The sequence below is a fragment of the Microbulbifer mixtoriginis (SeqCode) genome (assembly GCF_052466715.1).
The window spans coordinates 1,293,946-1,320,925 of the sequence record NZ_CP174288.1; the positions used below are offsets into that span (position 1 = coordinate 1,293,946).

30 protein-coding genes and 6 tRNA genes are annotated in these 26,980 nt (G+C 54.2%); 25 read left to right on the forward strand and 11 right to left on the reverse strand.

The features are described from left to right. Window positions 1-87: 87 nt before the first annotated feature. Both ACJJH9_RS05830 and recQ read right to left on the reverse strand, forming a co-directional pair. Complete coding sequence (locus ACJJH9_RS05830) at window positions 88-1,599, reverse strand: CoA-acylating methylmalonate-semialdehyde dehydrogenase (protein WP_444924621.1); 1,512 nt, start codon at window positions 1,597-1,599, stop codon at window positions 88-90. Between the two features lie 161 nt (window positions 1,600-1,760). Further along, window positions 1,761-3,566, reverse strand: coding sequence for a DNA helicase RecQ (gene recQ, locus ACJJH9_RS05835; protein ID WP_444885515.1), 1,806 nt, complete (start codon window positions 3,564-3,566; stop codon window positions 1,761-1,763). Between the two features lie 163 nt (window positions 3,567-3,729). Here recQ and ACJJH9_RS05840 point away from each other — a divergent pair, with 163 nt between their 5' ends. Further along, window positions 3,730-4,161, forward strand: coding sequence for a hypothetical protein (locus ACJJH9_RS05840; RefSeq protein WP_444885514.1), 432 nt, complete (start codon window positions 3,730-3,732; stop codon window positions 4,159-4,161). Between the two features lie 2 nt (window positions 4,162-4,163). Here the strand turns inward: ACJJH9_RS05840 and ACJJH9_RS05845 are convergent, their stop codons facing one another. Further along, window positions 4,164-4,955 carry a glutaminyl-peptide cyclotransferase gene (locus ACJJH9_RS05845; protein WP_444924622.1) on the reverse strand — a complete coding sequence of 264 codons (792 nt, stop codon included), beginning with the start codon at window positions 4,953-4,955 and terminating at the stop codon, window positions 4,164-4,166. 9 nt (window positions 4,956-4,964) lie between these two features. Between ACJJH9_RS05845 and ACJJH9_RS05850 the strand changes: the two genes are divergently transcribed. Further along, a complete protein-coding gene (locus tag ACJJH9_RS05850) occupies window positions 4,965-5,597 on the forward strand; it encodes a DUF502 domain-containing protein (protein WP_444885512.1) in 633 nt (210 codons plus the stop codon). A 51-nt stretch (window positions 5,598-5,648) separates the two neighbouring features. On the opposite strand, the gene mnmC is transcribed toward ACJJH9_RS05850, so the two are convergent. The 4 genes from mnmC to ACJJH9_RS05870 all read right to left on the reverse strand — a co-directional run bounded on the left by mnmC (window position 5,649) and on the right by ACJJH9_RS05870 (window position 9,292). Beyond that, window positions 5,649-7,628 (reverse strand): bifunctional tRNA (5-methylaminomethyl-2-thiouridine)(34)-methyltransferase MnmC2/FAD-dependent 5-carboxymethylaminomethyl-2-thiouridine(34) oxidoreductase MnmC1, encoded by a 1,980-nt coding sequence (gene mnmC / locus ACJJH9_RS05855; RefSeq protein ID WP_444924623.1) that lies wholly within the window; start codon window positions 7,626-7,628, stop codon window positions 5,649-5,651. A gap of 13 nt (window positions 7,629-7,641) precedes the next feature. Then, window positions 7,642-8,181 (reverse strand): flavodoxin FldB, encoded by a 540-nt coding sequence (gene fldB / locus ACJJH9_RS05860; RefSeq protein ID WP_444924624.1) that lies wholly within the window; start codon window positions 8,179-8,181, stop codon window positions 7,642-7,644. 12 nt (window positions 8,182-8,193) lie between these two features. Beyond that, complete coding sequence (trmL, locus tag ACJJH9_RS05865) at window positions 8,194-8,667, reverse strand: tRNA (uridine(34)/cytosine(34)/5-carboxymethylaminomethyluridine(34)-2'-O)-methyltransferase TrmL (protein ID WP_444924625.1); 474 nt, start codon at window positions 8,665-8,667, stop codon at window positions 8,194-8,196. Between the two features lie 94 nt (window positions 8,668-8,761). Beyond that, window positions 8,762-9,292 (reverse strand): glycine cleavage system transcriptional repressor, encoded by a 531-nt coding sequence (locus tag ACJJH9_RS05870; RefSeq protein ID WP_252085273.1) that lies wholly within the window; start codon window positions 9,290-9,292, stop codon window positions 8,762-8,764. Window positions 9,293-9,422: 130 nt separating this feature from the next. Here ACJJH9_RS05870 and ACJJH9_RS05875 point away from each other — a divergent pair, with 130 nt between their 5' ends. The 4 genes from ACJJH9_RS05875 to ACJJH9_RS05890 all read left to right on the forward strand — a co-directional run bounded on the left by ACJJH9_RS05875 (window position 9,423) and on the right by ACJJH9_RS05890 (window position 11,494). Continuing rightward, entirely contained in the window at window positions 9,423-9,722 is a 300-nt protein-coding gene (locus tag ACJJH9_RS05875; RefSeq protein WP_444924626.1) for an MTH1187 family thiamine-binding protein, read from the forward strand. Between the two features lie 22 nt (window positions 9,723-9,744). Further along, window positions 9,745-10,557 carry a class I SAM-dependent methyltransferase gene (locus tag ACJJH9_RS05880; protein WP_252085275.1) on the forward strand — a complete coding sequence of 271 codons (813 nt, stop codon included), beginning with the start codon at window positions 9,745-9,747 and terminating at the stop codon, window positions 10,555-10,557. Window positions 10,558-10,638: 81 nt separating this feature from the next. Then, window positions 10,639-10,863 (forward strand): YheU family protein, encoded by a 225-nt coding sequence (locus ACJJH9_RS05885; protein WP_252085276.1) that lies wholly within the window; start codon window positions 10,639-10,641, stop codon window positions 10,861-10,863. Beyond that, the gene (locus ACJJH9_RS05890; RefSeq protein WP_444888535.1) at window positions 10,856-11,494 is read left to right on the forward strand and encodes an alpha/beta family hydrolase; all 639 of its coding nucleotides are present in this window, start codon (window positions 10,856-10,858) and stop codon (window positions 11,492-11,494) included. The genes ACJJH9_RS05885 and ACJJH9_RS05890 overlap by 8 nt, the downstream gene beginning before the upstream one ends. Here the strand turns inward: ACJJH9_RS05890 and ACJJH9_RS05895 are convergent. Then, entirely contained in the window at window positions 11,469-11,756 is a 288-nt protein-coding gene (locus ACJJH9_RS05895; protein ID WP_252085278.1) for an antibiotic biosynthesis monooxygenase family protein, read from the reverse strand. The genes ACJJH9_RS05890 and ACJJH9_RS05895 overlap by 26 nt on opposite strands. Before the next feature lie 113 nt (window positions 11,757-11,869). Here ACJJH9_RS05895 and tusA point away from each other — a divergent pair, with 113 nt between their 5' ends. After that, window positions 11,870-12,100, forward strand: a complete 231-nt coding sequence (tusA, locus tag ACJJH9_RS05900) for a sulfurtransferase TusA (RefSeq protein WP_444885504.1) — start codon at window positions 11,870-11,872, stop codon at window positions 12,098-12,100. A gap of 89 nt (window positions 12,101-12,189) precedes the next feature. Here the strand turns inward: tusA and ACJJH9_RS05905 are convergent, their stop codons facing one another. Further along, a complete protein-coding gene (locus ACJJH9_RS05905) occupies window positions 12,190-12,876 on the reverse strand; it encodes a hypothetical protein (RefSeq protein WP_252085280.1) in 687 nt (228 codons plus the stop codon). Between the two features lie 292 nt (window positions 12,877-13,168). Between ACJJH9_RS05905 and ACJJH9_RS05910 the strand changes: the two genes are divergently transcribed. The 5 genes from ACJJH9_RS05910 to ACJJH9_RS05930 are packed head-to-tail and all read left to right on the forward strand — an operon-like array spanning window position 13,169 to window position 17,896. Then, entirely contained in the window at window positions 13,169-13,765 is a 597-nt protein-coding gene (locus ACJJH9_RS05910; RefSeq protein WP_444924627.1) for an elongation factor P hydroxylase, read from the forward strand. Then, window positions 13,762-14,655 carry a 5'-3' exonuclease gene (locus ACJJH9_RS05915; protein ID WP_444898628.1) on the forward strand — a complete coding sequence of 298 codons (894 nt, stop codon included), beginning with the start codon at window positions 13,762-13,764 and terminating at the stop codon, window positions 14,653-14,655. Before ACJJH9_RS05910 ends, ACJJH9_RS05915 begins: the two co-directional genes overlap by 4 nt. Continuing rightward, the gene (locus ACJJH9_RS05920; protein ID WP_444898627.1) at window positions 14,652-15,803 is read left to right on the forward strand and encodes a 4-phosphoerythronate dehydrogenase; all 1,152 of its coding nucleotides are present in this window, start codon (window positions 14,652-14,654) and stop codon (window positions 15,801-15,803) included. Before ACJJH9_RS05915 ends, ACJJH9_RS05920 begins: the two co-directional genes overlap by 4 nt. Then, entirely contained in the window at window positions 15,794-16,957 is a 1,164-nt protein-coding gene (locus ACJJH9_RS05925; protein ID WP_444924628.1) for an ATP-NAD kinase family protein, read from the forward strand. The genes ACJJH9_RS05920 and ACJJH9_RS05925 overlap by 10 nt, the downstream gene beginning before the upstream one ends. Continuing rightward, window positions 16,958-17,896, forward strand: coding sequence for a class I SAM-dependent methyltransferase (locus ACJJH9_RS05930; RefSeq protein WP_444924629.1), 939 nt, complete (start codon window positions 16,958-16,960; stop codon window positions 17,894-17,896). A 36-nt stretch (window positions 17,897-17,932) separates the two neighbouring features. Here ACJJH9_RS05930 and ACJJH9_RS05935 read toward each other — a convergent pair whose 3' ends face one another. Then, on the reverse strand, window positions 17,933-18,334 hold the full coding sequence (locus ACJJH9_RS05935; protein WP_252085286.1) for a hypothetical protein: 402 nt from the start codon (window positions 18,332-18,334) through the stop codon (window positions 17,933-17,935). Next, a complete protein-coding gene (locus tag ACJJH9_RS05940; RefSeq protein ID WP_444885497.1) occupies window positions 18,334-19,548 on the reverse strand; it encodes a pyridoxal phosphate-dependent aminotransferase in 1,215 nt (404 codons plus the stop codon). The genes ACJJH9_RS05935 and ACJJH9_RS05940 overlap by 1 nt, the downstream gene beginning before the upstream one ends. A gap of 126 nt (window positions 19,549-19,674) precedes the next feature. Between ACJJH9_RS05940 and msrB the strand changes: the two genes are divergently transcribed. The 13 genes from msrB (at window position 19,675) to ACJJH9_RS06005 (ending at window position 26,952) form a co-directional block, all read left to right on the forward strand. Further along, the gene (gene msrB / locus ACJJH9_RS05945) at window positions 19,675-20,094 is read left to right on the forward strand and encodes a peptide-methionine (R)-S-oxide reductase MsrB (protein WP_252085288.1); all 420 of its coding nucleotides are present in this window, start codon (window positions 19,675-19,677) and stop codon (window positions 20,092-20,094) included. Next, window positions 20,091-20,867, forward strand: a complete 777-nt coding sequence (locus ACJJH9_RS05950) for a DUF1499 domain-containing protein (protein WP_444924630.1) — start codon at window positions 20,091-20,093, stop codon at window positions 20,865-20,867. The genes msrB and ACJJH9_RS05950 overlap by 4 nt, the downstream gene beginning before the upstream one ends. A gap of 161 nt (window positions 20,868-21,028) precedes the next feature. Next, window positions 21,029-21,104 (forward strand) — tRNA-Glu (locus ACJJH9_RS05955). Window position 21,105: 1 nt separating this feature from the next. After that, window positions 21,106-21,181 (forward strand) — tRNA-Gly (locus ACJJH9_RS05960). Between the two features lie 118 nt (window positions 21,182-21,299). Beyond that, window positions 21,300-21,375, forward strand: a tRNA-Glu gene (locus ACJJH9_RS05965). A gap of 34 nt (window positions 21,376-21,409) precedes the next feature. Beyond that, window positions 21,410-21,485, forward strand: a tRNA-Gly gene (locus ACJJH9_RS05970). A gap of 114 nt (window positions 21,486-21,599) precedes the next feature. After that, a tRNA-Glu gene (locus tag ACJJH9_RS05975) sits at window positions 21,600-21,675 on the forward strand. 39 nt (window positions 21,676-21,714) lie between these two features. After that, window positions 21,715-21,790, forward strand: a tRNA-Gly gene (locus ACJJH9_RS05980). A gap of 200 nt (window positions 21,791-21,990) precedes the next feature. Continuing rightward, a complete protein-coding gene (locus tag ACJJH9_RS05985) occupies window positions 21,991-22,926 on the forward strand; it encodes an ABC transporter ATP-binding protein (protein ID WP_444924631.1) in 936 nt (311 codons plus the stop codon). After that, entirely contained in the window at window positions 22,923-23,696 is a 774-nt protein-coding gene (locus ACJJH9_RS05990) for an ABC transporter permease (RefSeq protein ID WP_252085291.1), read from the forward strand. The genes ACJJH9_RS05985 and ACJJH9_RS05990 overlap by 4 nt, the downstream gene beginning before the upstream one ends. A gap of 8 nt (window positions 23,697-23,704) precedes the next feature. After that, a complete protein-coding gene (gene queF, locus ACJJH9_RS05995; protein WP_444924632.1) occupies window positions 23,705-24,535 on the forward strand; it encodes an NADPH-dependent 7-cyano-7-deazaguanine reductase QueF in 831 nt (276 codons plus the stop codon). A 292-nt stretch (window positions 24,536-24,827) separates the two neighbouring features. Then, window positions 24,828-26,390, forward strand: a complete 1,563-nt coding sequence (locus ACJJH9_RS06000; protein WP_444924633.1) for a DcaP family trimeric outer membrane transporter — start codon at window positions 24,828-24,830, stop codon at window positions 26,388-26,390. Between the two features lie 25 nt (window positions 26,391-26,415). After that, window positions 26,416-26,952 (forward strand): hypothetical protein, encoded by a 537-nt coding sequence (locus tag ACJJH9_RS06005; RefSeq protein WP_444924634.1) that lies wholly within the window; start codon window positions 26,416-26,418, stop codon window positions 26,950-26,952. Window positions 26,953-26,980: the final 28 nt, after the last annotated feature.

The window sequence follows — 26,980 nt, forward strand, 5'->3', positions numbered from 1 at the left end:
CGATACATCAAGGGAGGCTTGATTGTTTAGGTGGGGAAGGAGTGCTTAAACGGTTAGAGGGCGGGTATCCGCCCTTAACTTTAATAATTAGCCATTGCTAGGGAAACTGTATTGTGCTCCCTCTCTCACCCCACTTGCAGGCCAACGCTGGGTGATGGTCTTACGCTTGGTATAGAATCTTACAGAATCAGGTCCATAAGCGTGCAGGTCCCCAAATAAGGAGCGCTTCCAGCCGCCGAAGCTGTGGTGTGCAATAGGTACTGGCAAAGGCACATTGATGCCGACCATGCCTACTTTAATGTTGTCACTAAAGTAACGGGCAGCTTCCCCATCCCGAGTAAACAAACAAGTACCGTTACCGTACTCGTGAGCATCAATGATATTCATCGCTTCCTGCATGGTATCTACACGCATTACGCAGAGGACGGGACCAAAAATTTCACTGCGGTGTATCGCCATCTCCTCGGTAACACGATCAAATAGGCAGGCTCCCAGATAATTGCCACTTTCGTAGCCTGGAACCTTCATATTGCGGCCATCTACTACCAGCTCCGCGCCTTCTTCGATACCGGCACTGATTAAGCCTTCCACCTTGTTTAGGTGTGCTTGGGTAACCAAAGGTCCCATATCGTTTTGGTTGTTCATGCCATCGCCAATCTTTAGTTGGGCAATTTGCTCTTTAAGCTTTGCTACTAAAGTATTGGCTGTATCGTCGCCTACTGCGACGGCTACGGAAATTGCCATACAGCGCTCGCCACAGGAGCCGAAGGCAGCACCCATTAACGCAGCTACCGCATTGTCCAGGTCAGCATCCGGCATTATGATGGCGTGATTTTTTGCGCCACCGAAGGCTTGAACTCTTTTGCCGTGGGCAGTCCCCGTGGTGTAGACATATTCCGCAATAGGAGTTGAGCCAACAAAACTGACCGCTTGAATACGCTTGTCTGTCAGCAGTGTATCTACTGCCTCTTTGTCGCCGTTGACGACATTTAAAACCCCAGCTGGGATGCCAGCTTCGATACCCAGCTCGGCAATAAATAAGGCGGAGGAGGGGGTGCGTTCAGAAGGCTTTAAGATAAAGGTATTGCCGCAGGCAATCGCCATTGGCCACATCCATAAAGGCACCATGGCGGGAAAGTTAAACGGGGTGATTCCCGCACAGACGCCCAGAGGCTGGAATTCACTCCAGGAGTCAATAGCCGGGCCTACATTCTTACTGTGCTCGCCTTTGAGCATCTCTGGTGCAGAGCAGACATATTCAATGTTCTCGATGCCCCGCTGCAGTTCACCCATGGCATCATTAAGCACTTTGCCGTGCTCCAGAGTGATCAGCTCGCAGATCTTCTCCGCATTTTCTTCCAGCAGGTCGCGCAAGCGGTACATGATGCGTACACGCTTTGCTGTGGGTAGATTGCGCCAGGCGGGGTAGGCAGCTTCTGCGGCAGAGATAGCCTCTTCAACGGTAGCTTTGCTGGCCAGCGCGACCTTGCCGATTATTTCATTAGTTGAGGGATTGGTTAGGTCTTGTAGGCGAGGGTGCTGGGCCGAATCGTCGCTGGCAGATGGCTTGCCATTAATCAGGTGACCAATAACTTTCATGGTTTCCTCTCGTTGGGGATTTATACGTTATTTTTTACCTCTTTGTGCCTTTGTAACACAGGTAACCCCAGGTGGGAAAATTCATCAGTTGTTGTAGCCCGAAATAGAATGGACCTCTTGTACCGCTTTAATTTCTTACTAATTTAATGAGTTTTTGGTCCTTAATCATGTTTGGGGAAGCCCCTAAGTACGGCGAGAAAAGCATCGCCGAAACGTTCCAATTTGCTATCGCCAACACCGGAGACGGTCAGGAGTTCACTGTGGGTTTGCGGGTGTGCTTTAACCATTCCGCGCAAGGTGGCATCGTGAAAGACGACATAAGGCGGTACCCCGCGCTCTTCGGCCAGTTGTTTACGGCAGCTGCGAAGTGCTAGCCAGAGGGGCTCCTCTTCTGGCTCTAGATCTTCTAGAACTGCCGTATTTCGGGTTTGCGCGCGAGGGGCTTTCTTGGGGAGTTTGCGCAATTGCAGTTTTTCCTCTCCGCGCAGTAATGGGCGGCAGTTTTCTGTGAGTTTGAGCCCCTGGAATTCACCTTCAACTTCCAAATAGCCTCTTACAATCAATTGGCGCACCACAGCCTTCCACTCACTGCCGCTGAAATCCTTGCCAATACCGTGGGTAGTGAGCTGGTCGTGGTTGAACTTGCGAACCTTTTCATTATCCGAGCCCCGCAGTACGTCAATGACATGACTGGCACCAAAGCGTTGTCCTGTGCGGTAAACGCAGGAAATCAACTTGATAGCGGCTTCGCTGCCATCCCAGGTAGCGGGTGGCTCCAGGCAGATATCACAGTTGCCACAGGGTTGCTCGAGAGTTTCAGCAAAATAATGCAATAGTGCCTGACGTCTGCAGCTGGTCATTTCGCATAGCCCCAGCATGGCATTGAGGCGTGTGCGTTCATGGCGTTTGTGCTCTTCACTACCCTCGGAAGATTCCACCATCTGTCCGAGTTTGACTACATCTTCCAGGCCATAGAGCAGTAATGCTATAGAGGCCTCTCCATCGCGCCCCGCTCGCCCGGTTTCCTGATAGTAGGCCTCGACGCTTTTGGGCAGGTCTAGATGCACAACGAAGCGCACATCCGGCTTGTCGATACCCATACCGAAAGCAATGGTTGCGACTACGATTACTCCTTCCTCGCGTAAAAAGCGACGCTGATGTTCTGCGCGGGTTTCCGCCGGCAGGCCCGCATGATAAGGCAGGGCGGTATAGCCCTGCTGGCTGAGCCATTCGGCGGTATTTTCCACTTTGGCGCGGGACAAGCAGTACACGACGCCTGCTTGGCCTTCTTGTCCATTTTTTAGAAATTGCAGGAGCTGTCGTCGCTGGTTGTCCTTGGGCTCGATCCGGTATTGGATATTCGGCCGGTCGAAACTGCTCACAAAGTGCCGAGCGCTTTCCAAATCGAGGCGCAAGGCAATCTCCGCGCGGGTGCGTTTGTCCGCCGTAGCAGTCAGCGCTATGCGCGGTACTCTGGGAAACTGCTCGTGCAAACAGCTGAGTTGCAGGTAATCAGCGCGGAAGTCATGGCCCCATTGGGAGACACAGTGAGCCTCATCGATGGCAAACAATGAGAGTTCTACTCTCTGGAGAAGAGCCAAGGTTCTGGGTTGTAGCAGGCGTTCCGGGGCTAAATAGAGCAAGTCGAGTTCGCCGTACAGTAACTGGCTCTCAATGGCTTGAGCCTCTTCATAAGAGATGGAAGAATTGAGGTAGGCGGCTCGAATACCGGCTTCCTGTAGGGCTTCCACCTGATCCTGCATCAGGGCAATTAATGGAGAGATCACCACGCCGCAGCCGGGCCTGGCCAAAGCAGGAATCTGGTAGCACAGAGATTTTCCGCCTCCGGTGGGCATAAGTACCAGGGCGTCATCGCCGGCCATTAGTGTATTGATTACCGCTTCCTGAGGATCGCGGAAGTGGGTATAGCCGAAGACGTGTTCGAGAATATGTTGTGGGGAATTCATGGCGGCGGAGTATACCCCGCGTAGCGACTTTGTGCGGTGGGTTTTAGGATGGGGTTGCCTTGAAATACCGTGCAATGGCAGCTTAGGAGTTGTGACTGAATTCACGGGTTATAATCACATCTCACCCCGCATCTCATCACAGCGATCGCCTAAGGATAGGTCTATGCGCACATTGATCGTGCTTTTTGTGTTGTGGTTGACAGTTCTGGCCGGGCTTTCTGGCTGTTCCTCTAGTGCTCCGCGTAGTTTTGCGCAATCTGTTGTAGCGGATACTCATCTGGGCTGGCGGCCAGCACCGGAGAATCAGTTAGTTTTCTCCCTGGCGACAGTTTCCGGTGTTGCGCAGGTTGAGCTACAGCCGTTACCGGAGCAATTTACTCTGGTAACTTTGGAACTCCCCGGGATGCGCAATGTGGAAGGGATTCAATGGCAGGGTGAAGAGGGGGAATCCACCATGCTTTACGATGGGCAAGCCGGGCTTGATGGCGTCAGCTTGCAGAGTCGTGATCATGGCTTTCGGCTGCAGTTGCAGCTCTCCTCTATGGACTACTTGCGCAATGGTGGTGTGCTGACGGTGATAGACCGCAGGCGCTAACTTTATTGGACTGCGCTTTTTCTAAACCCCAGCCCTTCAGGCCGGATCAGGTACAGTTGTTTCCAAAATTTTCCTGTTACCCAGAGACCATTTCGCTTCTTATCCCAGGCGATCCCATTGGCAACCGTGTCAGGGTGTTTACGGACATCGGGATTTAACCGATTCAGGTCAACAGCACCGCGCACTTCTCCGCTTATGGGGTCTATGGCGATGATGCGGCTGTCTTGCCAGATATTGGCCCAGATCAGGCCCTCGGCGAATTCCAGCTCATTCAGATTCGACCAGACCTCCCCGGCGCCATGTACCTTGAGCTGGCGCTTGACTTCAAAAGTATCTGGATCGCGGTAGGTCAGTTTATTACTGCCATTACTCATAATCAGGGACTCGCCGTCACTGGTAAGGCCCCAACCCTCGCCGTTGTATTGCTTAACCTCCAAATGTTGTAGGTTGCTGGCATTGTAAATATGCAGCTCACCGGCTTTATAAGTCAGTAGGTAGAGCTTATCGCCCAGAACAGTAAGACCTTCGGCAAATAGTCTGCCCGGCAACCACTTTCGCCTTACAGGTTTTTCACTGGGGTCGGTATACTCGGCAAGCCAGGAGCGACGGTAAAGGCCACTGCTTTCCCACCAGCGCTGGCCATCGAAATAAAGCCCCTGGGTGAAATGATTCCCACCACGTTGACGCTCCTCCAGAATGGAGAAGGGGGTTGCCTTCAATTGTGATTGTGCTGCTATTGGCAGCAGGCAGGATAAGAGCAGCAGTATGTAGCTGCGGATAGTAAGTCGGTACATCAATTATTTATGACCAGAGTAAAAACCTTTGTCACCTTGACCCTTTTGGGTGGTTTGGCGGTAGTGCTGCCCATCGCAATCTTAGTACTTTTATTCCAGTGGCTGTTTGGCCAGGTCAGTGAAATTGTCGCCCCCGCCGTTACCTGGCTGGAAGCCCATACGGAGTTTAAGGATACCCTCGCCAGACTTGTGGTGATAGCACTGATTCTTGGGGGCTGTTTCTTGATTGGTCTATTGGTAAAGACCAGCATTGGTAACTGGCTACACCGCCATGTTGACCACTGGCTTGGTCGCCTGGCACCTGGGTATAGCACTATTAAAGATTTGGTTGTGCAATTTATTGGCGGTGGTGGTGAGGGGGTACTTTCCGGGCCTGTGGCTCGGGTGCGTATCCACGGTGCAGATAATCCGCTTGCGGTAACGGCGATAGTGACCTCTCAGCATGCCAATGGTGAGATGACGGTTTACGTGCCAACGGCTCCAGTACCCACTTCGGGTTTTGTTTTCCATGTGCCGGCGGAGTGCGTGGAAATACTGCCCGGTGTTAGCGTTGAGGCTGCCATGAAAACCATCGTGGCCTGTGGCGCCGGTAGTGCTAGTCTGTTGGCCCCACCGGGGAGGCCTCAGGCAGAGAAAGCTTAGGGAGGGGGCGTTTAAAAGCTTTGCGATAAGAGGAGCCTAAGCCCCACTCGACTAGCGATTTTTACCCAGGTTGCGGATGGCAAAGCGCGCTGGATGCAGGGCTTTCGCCAGATCTGCGCTAACAGGTAGAGGCCCGCCCATAATCCAGCTGGCGAGTACTTCGGCGGTTAGCGGTGCGTAGGTAAAACCGCGGGAGCCCAGGCCGCCCATTACATAGAGTCCCGCCTGATAATCTGAGTGCTCGGGGATGAATAATTTGCGGTTTTTACGCAAACTTGCGTAAGTTTTGTCCATGGATGCCCAGTCGGGAATTGGTCCGGCAACTGGCAAGTAATCCGGTGTAGCGGCGCGCAGTGCGGCGCGGCCATTGAAATCCTGGCTGGAGAATTCCTCGGCAAAGTGTGGCAGCAGTTCTGCCAGTGTCTGCAGGTTCTCCTTGTGTTCACTTTCACGTAACTCTGTGGCGGTTTCCTTGAGCTTGAAGGTGGCGCCGAAGCTTTGGCGCCCCTCGTGGGCCGGAGTGATATAGCCTTCACCACAGAGGGCAATTTTTAATTTTGCGGAGGTCTCTGTGGCGCGCACTCGGGAGACCTGGCCGCGTATTGGCCGCAGGGGCAGGGCTGCAGCCGGTGCAAAGCTGCGGATATCATTGGCCCCACAGAGAATGACCGCTTCAGTTTCTATTTCTTTGTCTTCGATACGCAGGAACCACTTGCCATATTGGCGCGTCAGTGTTTCTACTGCACTGCCCTGATATCGAGTGATGTTTCGGTGTTCCAGTAGCGCAGCACATACCTTTTGGGGTTCCAGCCAGCCTGCATTGGGGAAGTAGAGCCCGTCAAAAGGAAGATCTACGCCGGCGAGCTGACAGGCCTCCTCACGAGTAACTATTCTGGCCAGGTTTTGCCCTTGGTGTTCTGCCAGGCTAGCCGCGATCTGTTTCTGTAGCAGCTTTTCCTTGTCACCCTGAGCCAGTTGCAAGAGGCCGTTAAAATGTGCGAGCTGCGGGCATTGTTGCTTGTAATATCGCTGGGCGAACATCAGGGCATGCAGGTTGAAGTCTCCATTTGGGCCCGGTTTGGGGGATAGCTTGCCGTAGAGTATGCCCTGGTCGTTGCCGGAGCCGCCGCTGCCGGGGGCCGGCCCGCGTTCAATAATTTGTACCTGCACGCCGCGCTCTGCCAGTGCCCTGGCAATGGTGGCGCCGGAAATACCGCCGCCGATCACTGTGGCAGATTGCGGATGCTGTGCTTCGGTGCTGGGTAGGTGCCAGGGGGTGCTGTGCTGCTGGCAGCCGTGTAACAGCTCCAGGGTGCCGCACAGCATTTCCCGCTTGCTGCCAAATCCCGGTACTTTGCGCAGGGCGAAGCCCGCCTCTCGCAGTCCACGCTTAACCAGCCCTGCGCAGGTAAAGGTGGCGAAGGTAGCACCGGGGCGGCTCAGGTGGGACATATTGGTGAACAGCTCTTCTGTCCACATGTCCGGGTTCTTGGCCGGCGCAAAACCATCCAGAAACCAGGCGTCGATGTAGCGATCGCGATTCTCTTGTTGTAAGCGCAGGCTATCCAAAGCCCGGCTGGCCTCCCCAATAATCAGAGTTAGTTTTACTGGGCCGAACTGTAGGCGGTGAATACCTTCGGCCAATAATGGTGGGTAGGCTTCAATCAGTGGCTGGGAGTAGGCCTGCAGTTGTGGCCACAGTGCCAGGGCACGCTGCAAATCCTGGGGGTGCAGGGGGAATTTCTCCACACTAACAAAGTGCAGCTGTGCACTTTTTGGAGCGGTTTTCTGCCATAGCTCCCAGGCGGCGAGAAAGTTTAAGCCGGTGCCAAAGCCGGTTTCGCCGATAGTAAAAGTGGCATTCTCGGGCAGGGTCGCCCAGCGCTCCGCCAGGGCATTTTGTTGCAGGAATACGTAGCGAGTTTCCTCCAGACCGGAAGCTGTGGAGAAATAGATATCGTCATAGGCGAGGGACAGGGGTTGACCGTCTTCGCGCCATTGGATGTCCGCGTGTTTGCCGGATTTGCTCACTTCACTACTATCCTCAGGCTCCGTCCTTAAGGCCGAATTCATGCATTACCTGGTCACACCAGCGGCCAATACGCTCTTCACTGAGGTCAAATTCATTCTCTTCATCGAGGGCGAGGCCGACAAATTGGCTGCCATCCTCGGTCAGTCCTTTGGATTCCTCAAATTCATAGCCCTCGGCAGGCCAGTAACCTACGGCGCGGGCGCCGCAGGCGAGCAGTTGGGCATGCAAATAGCCCAGGGCATCCTGGAACCACTGTGGATAGCCTTCTTGGTCCCCGAGCCCAAACAGGGCAAAAGTCTTACCGCTCAGATCGAGCTCGGCCAGGTCGTCCCAGATATTCTCCCAATCTTCCTGCAGCTCACCGTAATCCCAGGTGGGAATGCCAAATAGTAGGAAACCGTAGCTTTCGGCCTGGGCAATATCCGCTTCGGCTACGTTGTGTAGGTCGATCCACTGGGGGCCAATGTATTGGCGGATTTTTTCTGCAGCCATTTCGGTGTAGCAGGTGCTGGAACCGTAAAACAGGCCTATTGGAGCTTGGGAGCTTGGCATAACAAAAAATTCTTACTGCTGGTCTATGGCGCCGTTGAAGTCGAGCTGTCGCCAGGCTTCATAGATCACAATGGCGGCGGCGTTGGACAGGTTGATACTGCGGCTCTCAGCGCGCATAGGAATGCGCAGGGTGTTTTCTGGGCCCACCATTTGTAGAAACTCCACCGGCAGGCCGCGAGTTTCGGGGCCAAATACAATCGCATCGCCGTCTTGGTATTCCACTGAGGTATGGCTGTGGCTGCCTTTAGTGGAAAGGGCCAACACCCGCAAAGGTTTCTCACTATCGACAAAAGCCTGCCAGTCTGGGTGTCGAACCACGCGGCTGTATTCACTGTAATCAAGCCCGGCGCGGCGCAGGCGTTTGTCGTCCATATCGAAGCCAAGGGGTTCGATTAGGTGTAGCTCGGCGCCAGTATTGGCGCAAAGTCGAATAATATTGCCTGTGTTCGGGGCAATTTCCGGTTGGAATAGAACAATTTTGAACATTACTTGGCGGATGCCCTGGAGCGGTACTATCTAGCTTGAATGATTTGAGCCGGGCGGTGGGCCCGGCTCCGCATGGCAGCGGATTATTCCACAATTAGAGGGGAGTGGCGATCTCCTCGCAGTCGATCTCCACCCCCAGCTCATTGGCGATCTGGTCGAGTTCGTCGCGCAGGCCATCGAGATCCATATCTTCATCCACATTGATCTTGCACTCGGCAGTAAACAGAGGCTCGCCACTCCACGGAGTACTACTGTAAGTAGTTTCCAACTGATCCATATTGATATGGTGAGCGCTGAGTGCGCGGGATATTTCCCGCACAATACCGGGGCGGTCGTTGCCTACCAGCTTCAATGTCAGTGTCTGTTGAGGCTTAGTGGAAACGGCGATCGCGTCTTCAACGATCAGGTTATAGCCATCCTGGGCGAGGCTAGTGAGAGCGACCTTTAAGCCTTGGGTTTTGTCACCGGGAACAGCAACGCGCAATATACCGGCAAATTTTCCGGCAAAATGGGCCATATGGCTGTCTTCCCAGTTGCCACCGTTATCCGCGATGACTGCAGAAAGCTTTTCCACAACACCGGGCTTATCGTTGCAGATCATGGAGATAACGAGATGCTGTTGCATATAGTGTTCCTTTGCTTCAGTGGAGACGTATCATATGCATTGTAATAGGATCTCGTCGGATAACTCTATCGTCCAATCTCAAAGCCATTTTTCTTTTCCCGGCAACAGGTAACTTAGCGAGGGACTGTCAATGAAGGTCATTGCCGATTTGTGCGTGATACCCATGGGTGTGGGGGTGTCTGTCAGTAGGTATGTTGCGGAGTGTGAAAAAGTACTGGCGGAAGCCGGACTGACACACCATCTACATGCCTATGGCACCAACATAGAAGGGGACTGGGATACGGTGATGGCTGCGGTAAAAACCTGCCATGAGCGAGTACACGCGATGGGCGCCGATCGCATCACTACCAGTCTGAAATTGGGAACCCGTATAGACCGGGACCAGTCATTACAGGATAAGATCGACAGTGTGCGATCGAAGCTGGATTAACGATAACAACACAGGAACGATTATGACGATCAATATCAAGAAATCTCTGCTCGCTATGGCCGGCGCTCTGGCCCTGGCTGGTGGCGCCCAGGCTGCCGACTTGAATTCTGTCATTCAGGGGGATCACCGCAGCAAAGAGTACGTTGCGCGAGACCAGTACCGTAACCCGGCAGAAACCCTGGAATTTTTGGGCATTAAGCCAGATATGACGGTAGTGGAGGTTACTCCTGGCGGTGGCTGGTATACAGAAATCCTAGGGCCCTACCTGGGCAAGAAGGGCAAGCTCTATGCAGCGCACTTCCCCGAGGATAGCGAGTCTTCTTACTATCAACGTTCTTTGAAAAGCTTTAAAGACAAGCTAGCTGCCGACAAGAAGGCCTATAAGAATGTCGTAGTGACCGAGTTTTCACCGCAAACCGGCCGTGAGATAGCCCCAGCAGGCAGTGCCGATGCGGTGGTGACTTTCCGCAACGTACACAACTGGATGTACCGCGGTTATGAAGATAAGGCTTTTGCCAGCTTTTACAGCGCTTTGAAACCCGGCGGTGTACTCGGTGTGGTTGAGCATCGCGCCAAGCCTGGTACCAGTAAAGAGGATATGGTCAAGAGCGGTTATGTGACTCAGGAGTATGTTATCGAAGCAGCCAAGAAGGCTGGTTTTGAGTTGGAAGAGAGCAGTGAGGTCAACGCCAACCCGAAAGATAGCGCCAAGCACCCGAAAGGTGTCTGGACTTTGCCACCCTCTCTCCGCTTGGGTGATGAGGACAAAGACAAGTACCTGGCCATCGGCGAGAGTGACCGCATGACTCTACGTTTCCGCAAGCCAAAATCCTAAGTTTAAATAACCACTTACCAATACAGGTAAACACCGGGAGCGGCGTTCGTCGCTCCCATCTCACCTAGATATGAAAGTTGTATGATCATTCCCTTTGCGCAGTTGGATCCCAACACTTTGCAGAACCTATTGGAAGAGTATGCTACCCGTGAGGGCACCGAGTATGGTGAGCGCGAGGTGGAGCTACCGGAGAAGGTGGCTAGCTTGCGCCGTCAGTTGCAGTCCGGTGACGTGGTAATTTGGTTCGATCCCGGCGAGGAGACAGTCAATCTGGTGCTGGCCGAGGATCTGCCTACCGATGTCTGAATACCTTATTGATGTGCCCCAAGCACCTCAAGCGCGCTTTCTGTTTGCCCATGGTGCCGGTGCGCCCATGGACAGTGAATTTATGCAGACGTTGGCCACTGGGTTGTGTGAGCAGGGTATCGAAGTGGTGCGTTTCGAGTTTCCCTATATGGCCCAGCGCCGCAGCGGAGGTGGCAAGCGGCCGCCTAACACTATGTCGCAGTTACAGGAGAACTTTAACGCCCAGATTGAGCAGTTTGCCGGTGATTTACCCCTGTTTATTGGGGGCAAGTCGATGGGAGGGCGGGTAGCGAGCCTCCTGGCCAATGACAGCTATGCGCAGGGGGTGGTTGCCGGACTTATCTGCCTGGGGTATCCATTTCACCCCCAGGGCAAGCCGGAGAAGCTCCGCACTGAGCACCTGCTAGATTTTGCCTGCCCCACTTTGATTGTGCAGGGAGATCGCGATCCACTTGGCAGCCTTGCAGAGGTGAATACTTATGGATTGGCAGAGGCTATTGAGATTGAGTGGCTGGCCGATGGTGACCACGATTTTAAGCCCCGTCGCGCGAGTGGATTTACCCAAGCCCAACACTGGCAGATTGCGGTGGATAAAGTGGCGGGGTTTATGCAGCGGTTTCCAGGATCGTGACGCGTTCTTCCCCCACTAGCAGTGGGGCCAGCTGGGCCATTTGGGCGCGTCGCTCCTCGCTGGTGTACCAGTGTTGCCAATGCAGTTCTGACTGCCATTTAGACAGGGTAAAGCGGCGCAATGGATTGCCCTTTTCGATATAGGTTTGTCCCTCGATAAAACCGACGGTGCGGTAGGCACAGGTAAGGACTCTTCGTGCGGCCTCCTCGTAGCTGCTCTGCATCTCGGCGGCAATTTCCCGCTCAATCAATACATAGATCATCATCTCCCCACAATGCGATAGGGCCTAAATGGATTTTAGCGCGGCTGTCAGCGGAAGAGTCGGCAGCCAGTTTCTAGATGACGAAGTGCGCTAAATTGCGCACAATAAATACTATGAAGTTTGATCACACCCTCGATGCCCGCGGCCTGTTGTGCCCGGAACCCGTAATGATGCTGCACTCAGCGGTGAGAAATGTTGCCGATGGGGAAGTATTGAAAATGATGGCCACCGATCCCTCGACGCAGCGGGATGTGCCCAAGTTCTGCCAGTTTCTCGGCTATGAGCTGGTGCAGCACGCAGAGGAGAACGACGAGTTCGTGTATTGGATCAAGAAAGCGGAATAGTTGGTCAGATAGCGCCCCGGTCCCGCTTCGACGGCACCGGGGGCACACTCCCGAATAAGTTTTGTACTGACTCTATGGCCTGTTAACTCTTATGGCGCCGTTACTAGAGCGGCGATCGCGGCTAGTGCCTCAGGGTCCTCAGATTTGATCTTGTTGGCGATATGATGTTGGAAGAAGTAGCGAAAGCCTTCACTCTCCTGTGCTGGGTATAGACAGTGATCTCCCGGTAGTACCGGAGTGGTCTCAACGACATCGTGATCGATCAGCATACCGTGAATAACGCCGTCGGCGTGCAGCCTCCAGCTGATGACCTCGATCAGTGTCAGGTTCTCCCTGTCCTTATCCATAAACACCGCATGGGTGCCGATGGTATCGGGAATCTCCTGCAGAACTTCCTCGGGTTTGCTGCTCTCAAACTCAAAGTATTCCGCCGCAGTCTCCAACTCGACGACTTTGTGGATTGGGGGATGGTGGAAGATGTCTTCAATACCGGGATCGTAGTAGCCTTCGAAGCGTCCGTCCAAAGGGTCCTTGATATCTGGACAGGCCACTATGGTGTTTAACCAGGGAACGAGGCCAACGACCTCGCCATTCGCTTTAAGCCCCCAGCAGAGTATTTTTAAGCTGTATAGGTCTGTACCGCTGGAGTTGTTGGAGTAGAGCATTTCCAAGCCGTCTAGCTCCGGCGAAAGGCGAATAAAGCGCCTGTCCGCAGAAGTTTCGATCGGCTCGCCGGTGAAGAGGTCAACCACATTGTTGATGCTGTGGTCTGTCATGGAACACCTCCTGGCAGGGCCGGTTATATACCGTCTCCGATCAGATCAAGGTGCGACTGCCAAGGCCCTATCTCTGAAAGAAGACCGGGGCAGGAGGGTATTTGACTGCATTAGACCCCTCCTCGGGGAATACGCTGAAAAGGCAGGTGTTCAGCGGCCTCCCTGTGAGTAAAGGTATATGTTGATTTCCGGAAATACAACCGGCCCGCTAACGCCTGCAGAAACGGCGCGGCTTTGATCGAGGCGCTCCCGTTGATATAGTCCCCGCCTTTGCGGTATCCCGGAGAATATCTTGCCCGTCACTCACTTAGAAATGGCTCCAGTTTCTAATACTCCCCTTGCAGCCAGATCCACTGCCGAGCGTATTGTGGCGGTCTTCAATCGCTGTTTTTCCAGTCCAAAAGGGCTAAATACCCGACTTTGCGGCGGTTTTTCCGAACCTTACTATCGGCCCGCCGGGGGCCAGCAGGGCCATCATCAGGTCGAGTTCACTCTCGACTATGCGGCCAGCGCACTGCACGAGGTGGCCCATTGGTGTGTGGCCGGTGAGGCCCGCCGGCAGTTGCCCGACTATGGCTATTGGTATGCTCCAGATGGGCGCAGTGCCGAGCAACAAGCAGAATTCGAGTTGGTGGAGGTCAAACCCCAGGCGCTGGAATGGATTTTCGCCCGTGCCTGTGGCCTCCGTTTCCGTGTCAGTGCGGACAACTTGGAGAGTGGCCTTGGTCCCAGCACCAGTTTCAAAGAGGCTATTTGGCGCCAGGTTCAGCGCTATTGTGCGGAGGGGCCCAATGAGCGGGCGCGCACTTTCGCTCTTGCGCTCGCAGGGGCGTTTACTCAGCCAGATCCATTGAGCGGCGATGACTATCAGCTGCGGGAGCTGTCGTGAGCAGTTTTCTGGTCGACTCTTCTGTCTATATCTTTCGCTATTACTTCGCTTTGCCACCCAACTGGCAGAGTCGCAGTGGTTACGACACAGAAGCGGTCTACGGCTTCACCAACTTCCTGCTGGATCTTTTGGCGAGAAATCCACGTCATATCGCCTGCGCTTTCGATGAATCTCTCGGCAGTTGCTTCCGCAACACGCTTTACCCGGACTATAAATGCAGTCGCGCATTGCCAGATGAAGCCCTGGCCTTTCAGTTGGCGGCCTGCCGGGAGATGGCGGAAGCCCTGGGTATCGCCAGTTTCTCCAGTGAGCGTTATGAGGCGGACGATATTCTCGCCAGCTTGACGCGAAAACTGCGCAATCATGCCCCAATCATTGTGAGTCGGGATAAAGATTTGGGGCAGTTACTGGCTCGTGGAGCCTCCAGTCTTTGGGATTTTGCCGCAAACCAGCATATGGACAGCGTGGCCATTGAGCAGAAGTTTGGGGTAAAACCCGCGCAGATTGCCGACTACCTGGCGCTGGTGGGGGATAGCAGTGACGATATTCCCGGAGTACCCGGCATTGGTGCCAAGACTGCGGCGCGATTACTGGGCGAGTTTGATGATGTCGAAGCGCTGTTGGCACAGCAAGAGAGAGTGACAACACTGCCCATTCGGGGTGCGAAAGGGCTCGCCCAGCGGCTGGAGGAATACTCCGACCAGCTGCGCTTGGCAAAACGCCTGGCAAGCCTGGTGGAGGATATCCCCCTTGGCATTAAGGTGAGTGATTTGCGTCCGCAACCTGTGGATGTTGAATTGGCCACGGCTCTGGCCAAGGAGTTCGGGATCGGCGGGCTGGCAGGAAAAATAGAGCGCACACTGGTGAGCGCTGAAGGAGAACCTACATGAGTGAAAGCCACGCACAGGGCGTTGGCCTCAAGATTGTTGCCGATGAGAATATACCGGCACTGGAGCAATATTTTGGCGATCTGGGTAAGCTGGTACGCTATCCGGGCCGCACACTGACGCGCGAGCAATTGATTGATGCCGATATCCTACTGGTGCGCTCCGTCACACGAGTGAATCAGAGCCTGCTGGAAGGCACGCCGGTACGTTTCGTGGGTAGCTGTACCATCGGCACCGATCATCTGGATACCGATTGGATGGAGCGCAATGGTATTTACTGGAGCGCCGCGCCGGGCTGCAATGCCAACTCCGTGGTTGAATATGTATTTTGTACTTTGGCCGCCCTAGACGTGGACTGGCGCGGGCGCAGCTTTGGCATTGTCGGTTGTGGCAATGTGGGAGGGCTGCTGCAGAAGCGCTTGCATGCCCTGGGTGCGAGCTGTGCTGTCTACGACCCCTGGCTGCCAGATAACCCCGACTTTGCCCCCCTTGAGCAAGTACTGAGTCAGGACATTGTGTGCCTGCACGCCCCCCTGGTTAAAGATGGGCCCTTCCCCAGTTTGCATATGATCGGTGCTGAGCATTTGGCACAGATTCGCGACGGCGCTGTTTTGATTAGTGCCGGTCGCGGTGCGGTGGTGGACAATCGCGCGTTATTACAGGTGTTACAGCGGGCAAAGCGTTTTAAGACGGTACTGGATGTCTGGGAGGGGGAGCCGGGAATCAACACTGAGCTGTTGGAGTTGGTGGACCTGGGTAGCCCGCATATTGCCGGCTATAGCCTGGATGGCAAGCTCACAGGCACCCGCATAATTCGTGAGGCGCTCTCCAATGCGCTGGATCTGGCCCAGCCAGAAAACACTGGCGTCACCTGCGATACGCAAGCTGAAGTCTCTAGAAGGCAACTTGAGCCGGTGATTAGTGGGGCGGCGCCAATAGCGAATTTGTTATTGCAAATGTATGACCCACGCGAAGATGATGCGCGCCTGCGCGAAGCTGCTCGAGGGATAGAACCTATGGCCAAGGCTTTCGACCGCCTGCGCCGTGAATATCCCGAGCGTTTGGAGTTTTCCCATTACCGCGCCGCAGCGCAGGCCCTGGGTAAAAAAGAGAGAGAAGAGTTGGCAGTACTGGGGCTCATGTGCGATTAGAAAAACAAGTTAAGAAACTGGGTTTGATTATCAATCCTTGGGCCGGTGTTGGCGGCCCAGCGGGGCTTAAGGGCAGCGATGGAGCTGAGACAGTGGCGCAGGCCCTGACGGCTGGTATTGAGCCGCAATCCCACAAGCGTGCCGCGATTGCCCTGGAGGCCTTGCTACCGTTTCGGCAGCAGCTGGAGTTTTTGTGTTTTGCCGGTGATATGGGGGCGGATACGGCTAGTGCACTGGGCTTTGCCGTGCGTGAGGTGGGTGCAGCCGAGTCCACCCCGTCAACCCCCGAGGACACCGAGAGAGCGGCAATGGCGATCCGCGACGCCGGTGCCGACCTGATCGTCTTTATTGGCGGTGACGGCACTGCGCGCAATATGACCAACGCCCTGGGTGATCACTTTCCAGTACTGGGTATTCCCGCCGGTGTCAAAATGCACTCCGCTTGTTTCGCGATTTCCCCCAAGGCCGGTGGAGAAGTTTTGCGTAAATTACTGGCCGGTGAGCTGGTGGATTTGTGTGAGCGCGAGGTGCGTGATATCGATGAAAATAGCTTCCGCCAGGGGCGGGTGAGCACTCGCCACTACGGCGAGCTGCTGGTGCCCCAGGAGGGCCACTTCCTGCAGACAGTAAAGAACGCCGGGCGCGAGGTGGAAGAGCTGGCTGTGGCGGATATCGCCGCAGAGATTGTCGAGGAACTGGAGCCGGATACCTTGTATATCGTCGGTCCCGGTTCAACTACCTTAGCTGTCTTGAGTGAATTGGGGTGTGACGGCACCCTGCTGGGGGTGGACCTGCTCTGTGATGGCGCCCTCTTGCAAAAAGATGTGAGCGCGCCGCAGATTGAGGCAGCGATTGCCGCACACAAGAGTGTGAAAAAAAATGGTCAGGTAAAAATTATTCTCACTGCCATCGGAGGCCAGGGCCATCTGATCGGCCGCGGTAACCAGCAATTCTCCCCCAGAGTCCTAAGCCAAGTGGGTCGTGAAAACCTGGTGGTTGTCGCCACCAAAACCAAAATAACCGAACTCGGCGGGCGCCCCCTGTTAGTGGATAGTGGTGACCCCGAACTGGATCGGCAGTGGAGCGGCTTTATCCGTGTGGTAACCGGCTACCGCGATGCGATCCTCTACCCCCTAAGCAATGGAGAAGTCTGAGTGTCTACCGATTGGCAAGTGTTGCTGCAGCAAGTAGAGCCCAAGTTAGTTCAGGGCGGCGGTGACAGCCGGCGTTTGTTTCACGGGCGTGGTCGCTGTTTTACAGGCCTGGAGCAGGTTTGTGTCGATAGTTTTTCCCCTGCATTACTGGTTACTTTTTTTGAGGAGTACGAGGGGGAAGGGGAGTTGTGCGAGAAGCTCTGGCAGATGGCCGAATCATACGGTTATCAGGGGGTGGCCGCGCAGCGTCGCTATCTCCCCGGTGCACCATTGGAGTGGTTGTGTGGCGAATCGGTTGCCGCACCAGTGGCACAGCGCAACGGTCTGCAGTTTCCGCTGACCTTTGATCGTCAGAATGTTGGCTTCTTTCTGGATATCGAACCCGGCCGCGCCTGGCTTGAAGCGCAGGTGCGGGAGCGCTCGGAGCGCAAATCGGTGAAGATGCTGAATTTGTTCGCGTTTACCTGTGCTTTTTCTGCTGTGGCTCGAGCCGCTGGGGATATTGAGATCGTCAATGTGGATGTGAATCGGGGCGTTTTGAATCGCGGCCGAGAAAACCACGAGGTGAATGGCCTGTCCCTGCGGGGCATTCAATTTTTACAATTCGATGCGCTGCGCCAGTTCAAGCGCTTCGATCGCCGGGGGCCCTTTGATCTTGCTATCGTAGACCCACCCACACGCCAGAAAGGCCGCTTCGATGTGAGTCACAACTACGAAAAACTGCTGCAACAACTGCCTGCCTGCCTCGCGGATGAGGCAGACCTGCTGATGGTGATCAACTCCCCGCGCCACAGCGAAGCGCACTTTCGCGAGTTGATACTCGGTGCCGATAGCGGCTATGAAGTGGTAGAGCGGCTGGCGCAAAACCCGGATTTCCCCGATCGGGACCCGGATGCCGCCCTAAAAATGCTGCACGTTAAATATCGTCGTCAGAATTAGCGATACTAAATAGCGGTGATACCCAAACCACTCTATTTACAGTGCGGCAAACTCCCGCATCAGGCGCTCCACCAGCGCCTGTAACTTTGCAGAGGAACCATCGCGCACGGCGCTGTTGAGCAGCTGTGCGTTACTCTGGCCAGAATTTTCCTCCTTGTTGATCAACAGCAGAAATCCCCGGTGGCTCAGTACCACTTCCTCCGCAGCTTCCTGGCGCACCAGCTGGGAGAAGTGAATGTAACCGCTCTGTTTTAACCAGCTGAGGGCACCCAGGCACGCCAGGTGCCGTGGCGAGTGCAGGCCGAATTCGTCGGGGGTGTCTGGCCCGGCAATGTCCTCTACGTAAATGGTGGAGGGCAGGGGGAACTGGCCAAACAGTGCCAGCAGAATTCTGCCGGCATCGCGATAAAAGTCGTGGATATGTAAATCGTCCAACATCAGCGGGTATATCGCTCCAAAAAGTAACCCAACCGCTCAATTGCGTGGGAGAGGTCGTCGGCGCGGGGCAGAAAGACAATACGCAGGTGATCGGGCGCGTCCCAATGGAAAGCGCTGCCCTGTACCAACAGGATTTTTTCCTGGCGCAGGAATTCCAATACCAGCTGTTCATCACTATCGATTTTGTGGTGGTCCAGGTGCAGCCTGGGGAACAGGTAGATGGCACCACTAGGTTTGACACAGCTGACACCGGGAATGTCGTTGAGCATGCGGTAGGCCAGATCGCGTTGCTGGCGCAAGCGGCCGCCGGGCAGTATCAAGTCATTAATACTCTGATAACCCCCCAGTGCGGTTTGCACGGCATACATGGCCGGTACATTGCCGCACAGGCGCATAGAGGCGAGTATTTCCATCCCTTCAATAAAGCCTTTGGCGCGATGCTTGATTCCACTGATGATCATCCACCCGGAGCGGAAGCCGGCCAAGCGGTACGATTTGGACAAGCCATTGAAGCTCAGGCAGAGCACATCCGGGGCCAGTTTGGCCATGGGGGTGAACTCGGCGTCGTCGTAGAGGATCTTGCTATAGATTTCATCGGCAAAAATCACCAGATTGTGGCTGCGCGCCACCTCTACAATCTCTTCCAGCAAAGCCTTGGGATAAATCGCCCCCGTGGGGTTGTTGGGGTTGATCACGACAATGCCGCGGGTGCGAGGCGTGATTTTTGCTTTTATGTCCTCAATATCGGGCAGCCAGCCGGATTCCTCGTCACAGCGGTAGAGTACCGGGTTGGCACCAGCGAGATTGGTAGCGGCCATCCACAGGGGGTAGTTGGGCATGGGCAGCAGCAGCTCATCGCCATTGTTGAGCAGTGCCTGGGTGGCCATGGAGATTAACTCGGAGACACCGTTGCCCAGATAGATGTCATCAATTTCAACTCCCTGGATACCCAGGGTCTGGCACTCCTGCATAATAGCTTTGCGCGCGGCGAATAGTCCCTTGGACTCCACATAGCCCTGGGCTTGGGAGAGATTGTGGATGACGTCCTGGATGATTTCATCGGGGGCGTTAAAGCCGAAGGGGGCGGGGTTGCCGATATTCAGCTTGAGGATACGGTGGCCTTCCTCCTCCATGCGATGGGCTTGCTCCATCACCGGGCCGCGAATCTCATAGCAGACGCCGTGCAGTTTTTCAGATTTATGGATGTCCTTCATGTTGGTGCGGCAGCCCTGTAGCTTGGCAGGAGCAGCCTCAGCCGCGAGCGAGCTGCGCGATAGGCGGGATGTCCACTGGCGGCGGTTACCGCTCCTGCGAGAACGATTAAAACGGAACGAGACAGTATGGCAAAAGCAAAAGACGATAACTACTGGCGAGATCAGCTGACAGATGAGGAGTTTGAGGTCTGTCGCAAAGGGGGGACAGAAGCGCCATTTAGCGGGGAATATTGGGATGTTTTTGACAAAGGTCTCTACCGCTGCCGCTGTTGTGGCGAGGTTTTGTTTGATGCGGGAGCAAAATTCCAGAGCTACTGTGGCTGGCCCAGCTTCGATGAGGAATTTAGCGTGGGGATTATTCGAGAGCTAGCCGATAATAGTTTTGGTATGGAGCGTATCGAGATTCGCTGCAGTCAATGCGACAGTCATCTAGGGCATGTGTTCGATGATGGGCCTACTGAAACCGGCCTTCGCTACTGTGTCAATTCCTTGTCGGTGAGGCTGGACCAGGAGTTCAACGAAGACGGCGAAGAGGAGGGCAAGTGAGGAGAGTACACTGGAGCCGCTGGCTACTCAGGGTGCAGTGGGGGCTACTCGGGATTATTGTGCTCGCAGGTATGGCACTGCGGTTTGGATTGCTGCGCTTCGAATTGGTCTTCATGATATTTACTTACGCGGGTGGGGCGGCACTGATTGTCGCACTGGTGAGTTTACTGGTGTTTGTCTGGGGGTCGCGCAATCACAGGCCTCAGGCACGCAGCAATGCCCTCTGGGCTGCGTTGCTGGGACTGCTGCCAGTAGCTGTGCCCCTCATTACTGTGGGCAAAGATAATTTCAATGCGCCAAAAATCCACGATATCACTACCGATACCCGCAACCCCCCGGCATACCAAGCAGTCCTCGACTTGCGTAATCCTTGGGACAATAGTGCCGCATACGGCGGCGAGCCTGTGGCGAGCCAGCAGCGTGAAACCGATATCTATTCCGACATCTATCCACTGCATGTCCATATGTCTGTAGCCCGCACCACTGAGCTGGCGGCGGAGGTTGCCAAGAAACTGGGCTGGAAGATTGTGTCTTACGAACCAGAGAAGGGGCATATCGAGGCAACCGACCGAACCCTGTTGTTAGGCTTTACTGACGACATAGTGGTGCGAGTACGGCCGGAAGATGATGGTGGCTCGCGGGTGGACGTGCGTTCCAGTTCCCGTGTGGGAGTCAGTGACCTAGGGGCCAACGCAAAGCGTATCCGTGAGTTTATTGAGGAGCTGCACCTGCGTGTACTCAGCGAGCAGTACGGAGAGCCCTCTGACGCCTAAATTATCTTTCCGCAACCGGCAGTGTTAGGTAAGTATCTGACAATAAAAGAAAAAAAATTCAATTCGGGTGTTGACAGTATCCCGAACGGTACATAGAATGCGCCCCACTTCTGACGCAGAGCTACACTTTAAAACGCAGCGAAACGACAGAAGGTTTCTGGGTCCCCATCGTCTAGAGGCCTAGGACACCGCCCTTTCACGGCGGTAACAGGGGTTCGACTCCCCTTGGGGATGCCACGCGGGAATAGCTCAGTTGGTAGAGCGCAACCTTGCCAAGGTTGAGGTCGCCGGTTCGAACCCGGTTTCCCGCTCCAAGTTTCCGCTTTGCGAGATGATCTCTAGTCAGCTCACAAAGCACGCCACCGAGAAATTAGTGGCATTGCCATGGACAGCATGGCAGCACCGGACCATAAGGTCGAAGTGCAAGTTTCTGTCCCCATCGTCTAGAGGCCTAGGACACCGCCCTTTCACGGCGGTAACAGGGGTTCGACTCCCCTTGGGGATGCCAATACGACCCGGTAGCAATGCTACCGGGTCAAATTGCGGGAATAGCTCAGTTGGTAGAGCGCAACCTTGCCAAGGTTGAGGTCGCCGGTTCGAACCCGGTTTCCCGCTCCAATTTTATTTTTGGATGGATCTTTGGCCCCATTCAAAAGTAAAGTCACCGCGAGGTGGCAAAGCCATGGACAGCGTGGCAGCACGGGACCGAAGAGGTTGTAGTGCAAAGTTTCTGTCCCCATCGTCTAGAGGCCTAGGACACCGCCCTTTCACGGCGGTAACAGGGGTTCGACTCCCCTTGGGGATGCCAATACGGCCCGGCAGCAATGCTGCCGGGCCAACACAAAATGCGGGAATAGCTCAGTTGGTAGAGCGCAACCTTGCCAAGGTTGAGGTCGCCGGTTCGAACCCGGTTTCCCGCTCCAAAATAAAAAAGCCGCTCAATTGAGCGGCTTTTTTATTTTCCGATATATTGCTTCTAAGTTTATTACTTGCACTGGTATTGCCGGAGTGCGACTGTGCGCCTGGAATTCCGCCTCCGCGGCTTTGGGCTTCCCTGTGTTTCCGCCGGTTGAAATTATTCGGGCAAGCACGTTGAATGGCGCCTTCAGCATAGGAATTCACAATGACCGCCGCGCTATCTATCCATAACCTGCAAAAAACCTACGAAGGCGGCTTCCAGGCCCTGAAAGGGATCAGCTTCGAAGTGCAGTCGGGGGACTTCTTTGCTCTGCTGGGCCCCAATGGTGCAGGTAAGTCCACTACTATTGGCATTATCTGCTCATTGGTGCGCAAGACTGCCGGTAGCGTGTCGATTTTTGGTGTCGATATCGACAGTGATTTTGCCGCTGCCAAGCGTCTTTTAGGCGTGGTGCCGCAGGAGTTCAATTTCAGTCAGTTTGAAAAAGTCTTCGATATTGTGGCTACTCAGGGGGGATTCTATGGAATGCCGCGCAAGTTGGCAGAGGAGCGCACAGAGCAATATCTGAAGCAGTTGGGACTTTGGGACAAGCGACACACCCAGGCGCGTATGCTGTCTGGGGGGATGAAGCGCCGCCTGATGATTGCACGGGCGCTGATTCACGAGCCAAAACTACTGATTCTGGATGAGCCTACTGCTGGGGTGGATATCGAGCTGCGTCGCTCCATGTGGAGCTTCCTGGAGGAAATTAACGCTCGGGGTACCACCATTATTCTCACTACCCATTACCTGGAGGAGGCGGAGAGCCTGTGCCGCAATATCGCCATTATCGATAAGGGTGTTATCGTTGAGAATACCTCTATCAAGTCCCTGCTGAAGACTCTCAACCGCGAGACATTTATTCTCGATTGCAGCGAATACCTAAGTAAGGCTCCGGAGCTTACGGGGTTTAAATGCTACCTGTTGGATAATCACTCCCTGGAAATCACGGTAGAGAAAGGGCAGTCACTGACAGAGGTCTTTGTCGAGCTCAAGGCCCAGGGCGTTACCGTGACCAGTATGCGCAACCGTGCCAACCGCCTGGAAGAATTGTTTATTTCCATGTTGTCCGAGGAAAAAGAAGAGGGGTTGGATTCGTGAGCGGTAAGTTGACCTGGATATCCTTCAGCACCATTTTCCGCCGGGAGGTACGCCGCTTTATGCGTATCTGGCCACAGACCCTGGTGCCGCCGGTGATCACCATGACGTTGTACTTTGTGATTTTCGGCTCTCTTATTGGCAGCCGTATCGGGGAAATGGGCGGATACCCTTATATGGAGTTTGTGGTGCCTGGGCTGATTATGATGTCAGTGATCACCAACTCCTATGGCAATGTCGTGTCCTCTTTTTACAGTGCTAAGTTTCAGCGCAGTGTTGAGGAGCTGCTGGTATCGCCCACGCCAAATTGGGCGGTGATGGCTGGCTATGTATTGGGCGGTGTGGCGCGTGGCTTGGTTGTAGGCCTGATTGTCACTCTGGTAGCGATGTTTTTTACTTCTCTCAGAGTCGAACACCTGGGAGTCACCATCGCTATTGTGTTTCTCACATCGGCGCTATTCTCTCTGGCGGGTTTTATCAATGCGATTTATGCCAACAGCTTTGACGCCATATCGATTATTCCCACTTTTGTTTTGACCCCGCTTACCTATCTGGGTGGTGTTTTCTACTCCATCGATCTGTTGTCGCCCTTTTGGCAAGGATTGTCGAAATTGAACCCGATTCTCTATATGGTGAACTCCTTTCGCTATGGAATCCTGGGTGTTTCCGACATTAATGTGGCCTGGGCATTTGTTGGGGTCTTGGTTTTTATTGCGCTTCTCGCCAGCTGGGGACTTTACCTGATGAGTCACGGCAAGCGATTGAGGCACTGAGGTTGAGTATGAGCAGAGAAGATTGGCAGAACCTCCCGCTGGGTCGGGAAACCGTTTACGAATCCAGCTATAACCCAGAGCTACTGCACCCGATTCAGCGATCCATTTCCCGAGCCCAACTGGAGCTGTCCGTTGGCGCCCTGCCATTTTTTGGGGAAGATGAGTGGTGGGGATTTGAGCTCTCCTGGCTCAATACCAGGGGCAAACCCCAAGTGGCGGTGGCGCGCTTCAGCTTTCCCGCGGAAAGCCCCTGTATGGTGGAGTCCAAGTCCTTCAAATTGTACTTAAATTCCTTTAACCAAAGCCGATTCGATTCCTGGCAGCTGGTTCAGGATACCCTGGTGCGGGACCTAAGCACTGCGGTGGGTATGGCTGTGGAAGTGACCCTGCTGGAGGTGGAAGATATCTCCCTGGATGTGCAGAGGCCGCAAGGGTTTTGTCTCGACCAGCTGGATATTGCCGTAGAGCAATACCAGCCGGACTCGACACTGCTGGCGCTGGAAGAGAGTGGTGTGGAGGTTACTGAAACTCTCTACAGCCACTTGCTGCGCAGTAATTGCCCGGTTACCGGCCAGCCGGATTGGGCGACGGTAATGGTGGAATACAAGGGGCCGATGCTGCAGCGCGAAGCGCTATTGGCTTACATTATTTCCTTCCGTGAGCATCAGGATTTTCACGAACACTGTGTGGAGCGGATTTTTTGCGATCTTCAAAACCTTGCGGACTTTTCCGAGTTAACAGTTTGTGCCCGCTATACCCGCAGGGGAGGGCTGGATATCAACCCGCTGCGCTCCACCCGTATTGAGAAGCCTCTACCGCCGCGCTTCGCCCGTCAGTAAATTATTGCTAATACAGGTGATATTGGTCTCAGGTATTTCTGTGGCCAATATCGTCAAATCCCACAGCATTAAAACACTCCGGCCTTAAATCTTGTGTCACACGTGGCGCTGTTCCCTCTTGGGCTAAGCTTTCCTGGATAGCTTTTTGGGTGCAGGTGTATTGGATGTAGCCTATCAATGGGCCTGTACAGTTACATTAGTGGCTATTCACTTTTCTTGGTTCGATAAAAAGTAAATAAGCTGCAATTGGTGTATCGCCAATGATTTACACAGATCCATAGGCCCCCTAGATATGGAAATCCAAACACAGTCTCCAGCGCTACCCGCTGTGCTTGTGGTTTTCATCCAAATTATTTCCTCCACTCCCGCCAATGCCCAGGTTTATGTTGAAGCCGATCAATTGATGAAGGTGATCGAAGCGCAGCAGCGCCAACTCGAGGCACAGGAAGCGCAAATCCGACAGCAAAAGGCTGATCTAGAGGCTTTGCGGCAACAGGTGGAGGAGCTGCGCAGGGCGAGGCCCCCAGAAAATTCCCCGGCTGCGCCAGTTCCGGCAGTACCAATGCCGTCAGTTCCTCCATCGAGAGAATACAGTGAGCCTGTGGATAGCGTTGCGCTCGATGATTTGCGCGATCAATTAGAGCTCATACGCAAAGATATCCCGCCTGGCTCCCTACCGCCCCCTCGGGCCAGGGGAGACCCAAAGCATCCGGAACAGACGGATATCGAAGAAATCATTTCCAGTGTACCGACCGACTGGCCGGGGTCTATCCCTGTGCTCGGCAGTCGCACTCGAATAAAAATTAATGGCTTCGCCGAGCTGGATGCTAACTATGACACCGGCGCCATTGTCAGCCCGGCTGAGTTCACGACCAGTGCTATTGTCACCAGCAATAGAACCGCAGCGGAGGGTGAGGATGGTCAGACCAATGTTTCCGTTCAGGTATCGAGATTGGTGCTCAAGTCAAGAACGCCCTGGGGCGGTCGTTTAATCGAAAATGAATTTTCTATGGATTTCCTTCGGGATCCGACAGTCAGTGAGCCTTTGCTGCGTCTGCGCAAAGCTTACGGCCAGGTCAGTGATATTTTGCTGGGCGGAGATTTACGGCTGGGCCTTGATTGGTCCACGTTCAGTAATTTAACCGCCTCACCAAACACCCTGGATTACGAAGGCCCCAACTCACTGTTAGCGCTCATGCGTCCGGTTGCACGTTGGAGCCGTAAATATGATCCAACTCTCACCCTGCAAGTCTCCCTGGATGCGCCAACTGATCGGGTTTTTCAGAATGCACTGGAAGTGTCTCGCTGGCCAGACTTTGTGGTAGCGGTTATTTCCCAAACAGACCGCATTAACTTTCAGGGCAGTTTTATCCTGCGGGACCTTCGTGGCAGTGGAGAACCACAGTCTGCTGTTTCGGATACCGGATGGGGCATCAATTTAAGTGGTGTGATTGATATGCCCGGTAGGCTTGCGCCGGATTTTGCCTCCTACTCCGTTAGCTATGGCTATGGCTATGGAAGCCTTCTGGATGATGAGCCCCCCGACGCAAGCTATGACTTCGTCAATAATCGGCTGGAGGCGATTCCGACTCTGGGTTGGTATCTGGCTTATCAACACTGGTGGAGCCCGTGCCTCTATACCGTGGCAACCTATGGACTGGTGCATCAGGACAACCTGGATTTCCAACCGGGCTCCTCATTTTATCAAACCCAGTACAGCAGTATTAATCTGACCTGGACCCCGACGCCGCATTGGCTGTTTGGCGTTGAGGCCCTTTATGGAACCAGGGAGGACAAAGATGGTGCTTATGGTTCAGTCTGGCGGACCCAGTTCACCAGCCGCATCTCGTTCTAGTGGTTTCAAATGTGCGATATCAATAATGTTGCGCTTTATTTTGCTATGCGGTTTTTTAACCTCCTGTAATTCACCGAGAACAGTGGTAACTGACACTTGGCATTCGCCACTGATTGCGGAGCGCTCACTGGGAAAAACTTTGGTCCTGGCCTTTACCTTGGTTCCTCGCCCAATAGTTGGCATCTATGTGGAGAGTATTTGGGTGGAGCAGTTGGGCCGCTATGGCGTGAATGCCCTCTCATGGAGTGATTTTGCGACCGATGGCAAGGTTCCCACGATGGGGGAGCTGGCTGATGTCCTGGCTGAATATCAATTTGATACGCTATTGGTGACACAGTTGATCAGCTTTAAACAACTGAATAGGAATGTTTCCAACTCTCAAGTGGCCATTGTCGAAACCCGTTTATATTTTGCGCCATCGGAAGAGGTGTATTGGTCCCTGGAATCTGAAAGTTTCCTGGCGAACTATATGATGGGGGAGATTCGCCGTCCCAGGGAGGGAGATGCCCTGGAATATGTGGAAACAGTGATTCAACAAATGATGAAGGATGGTGTTTTCTAGGCGCTGATGCCATCGTTTCATGGAGTTG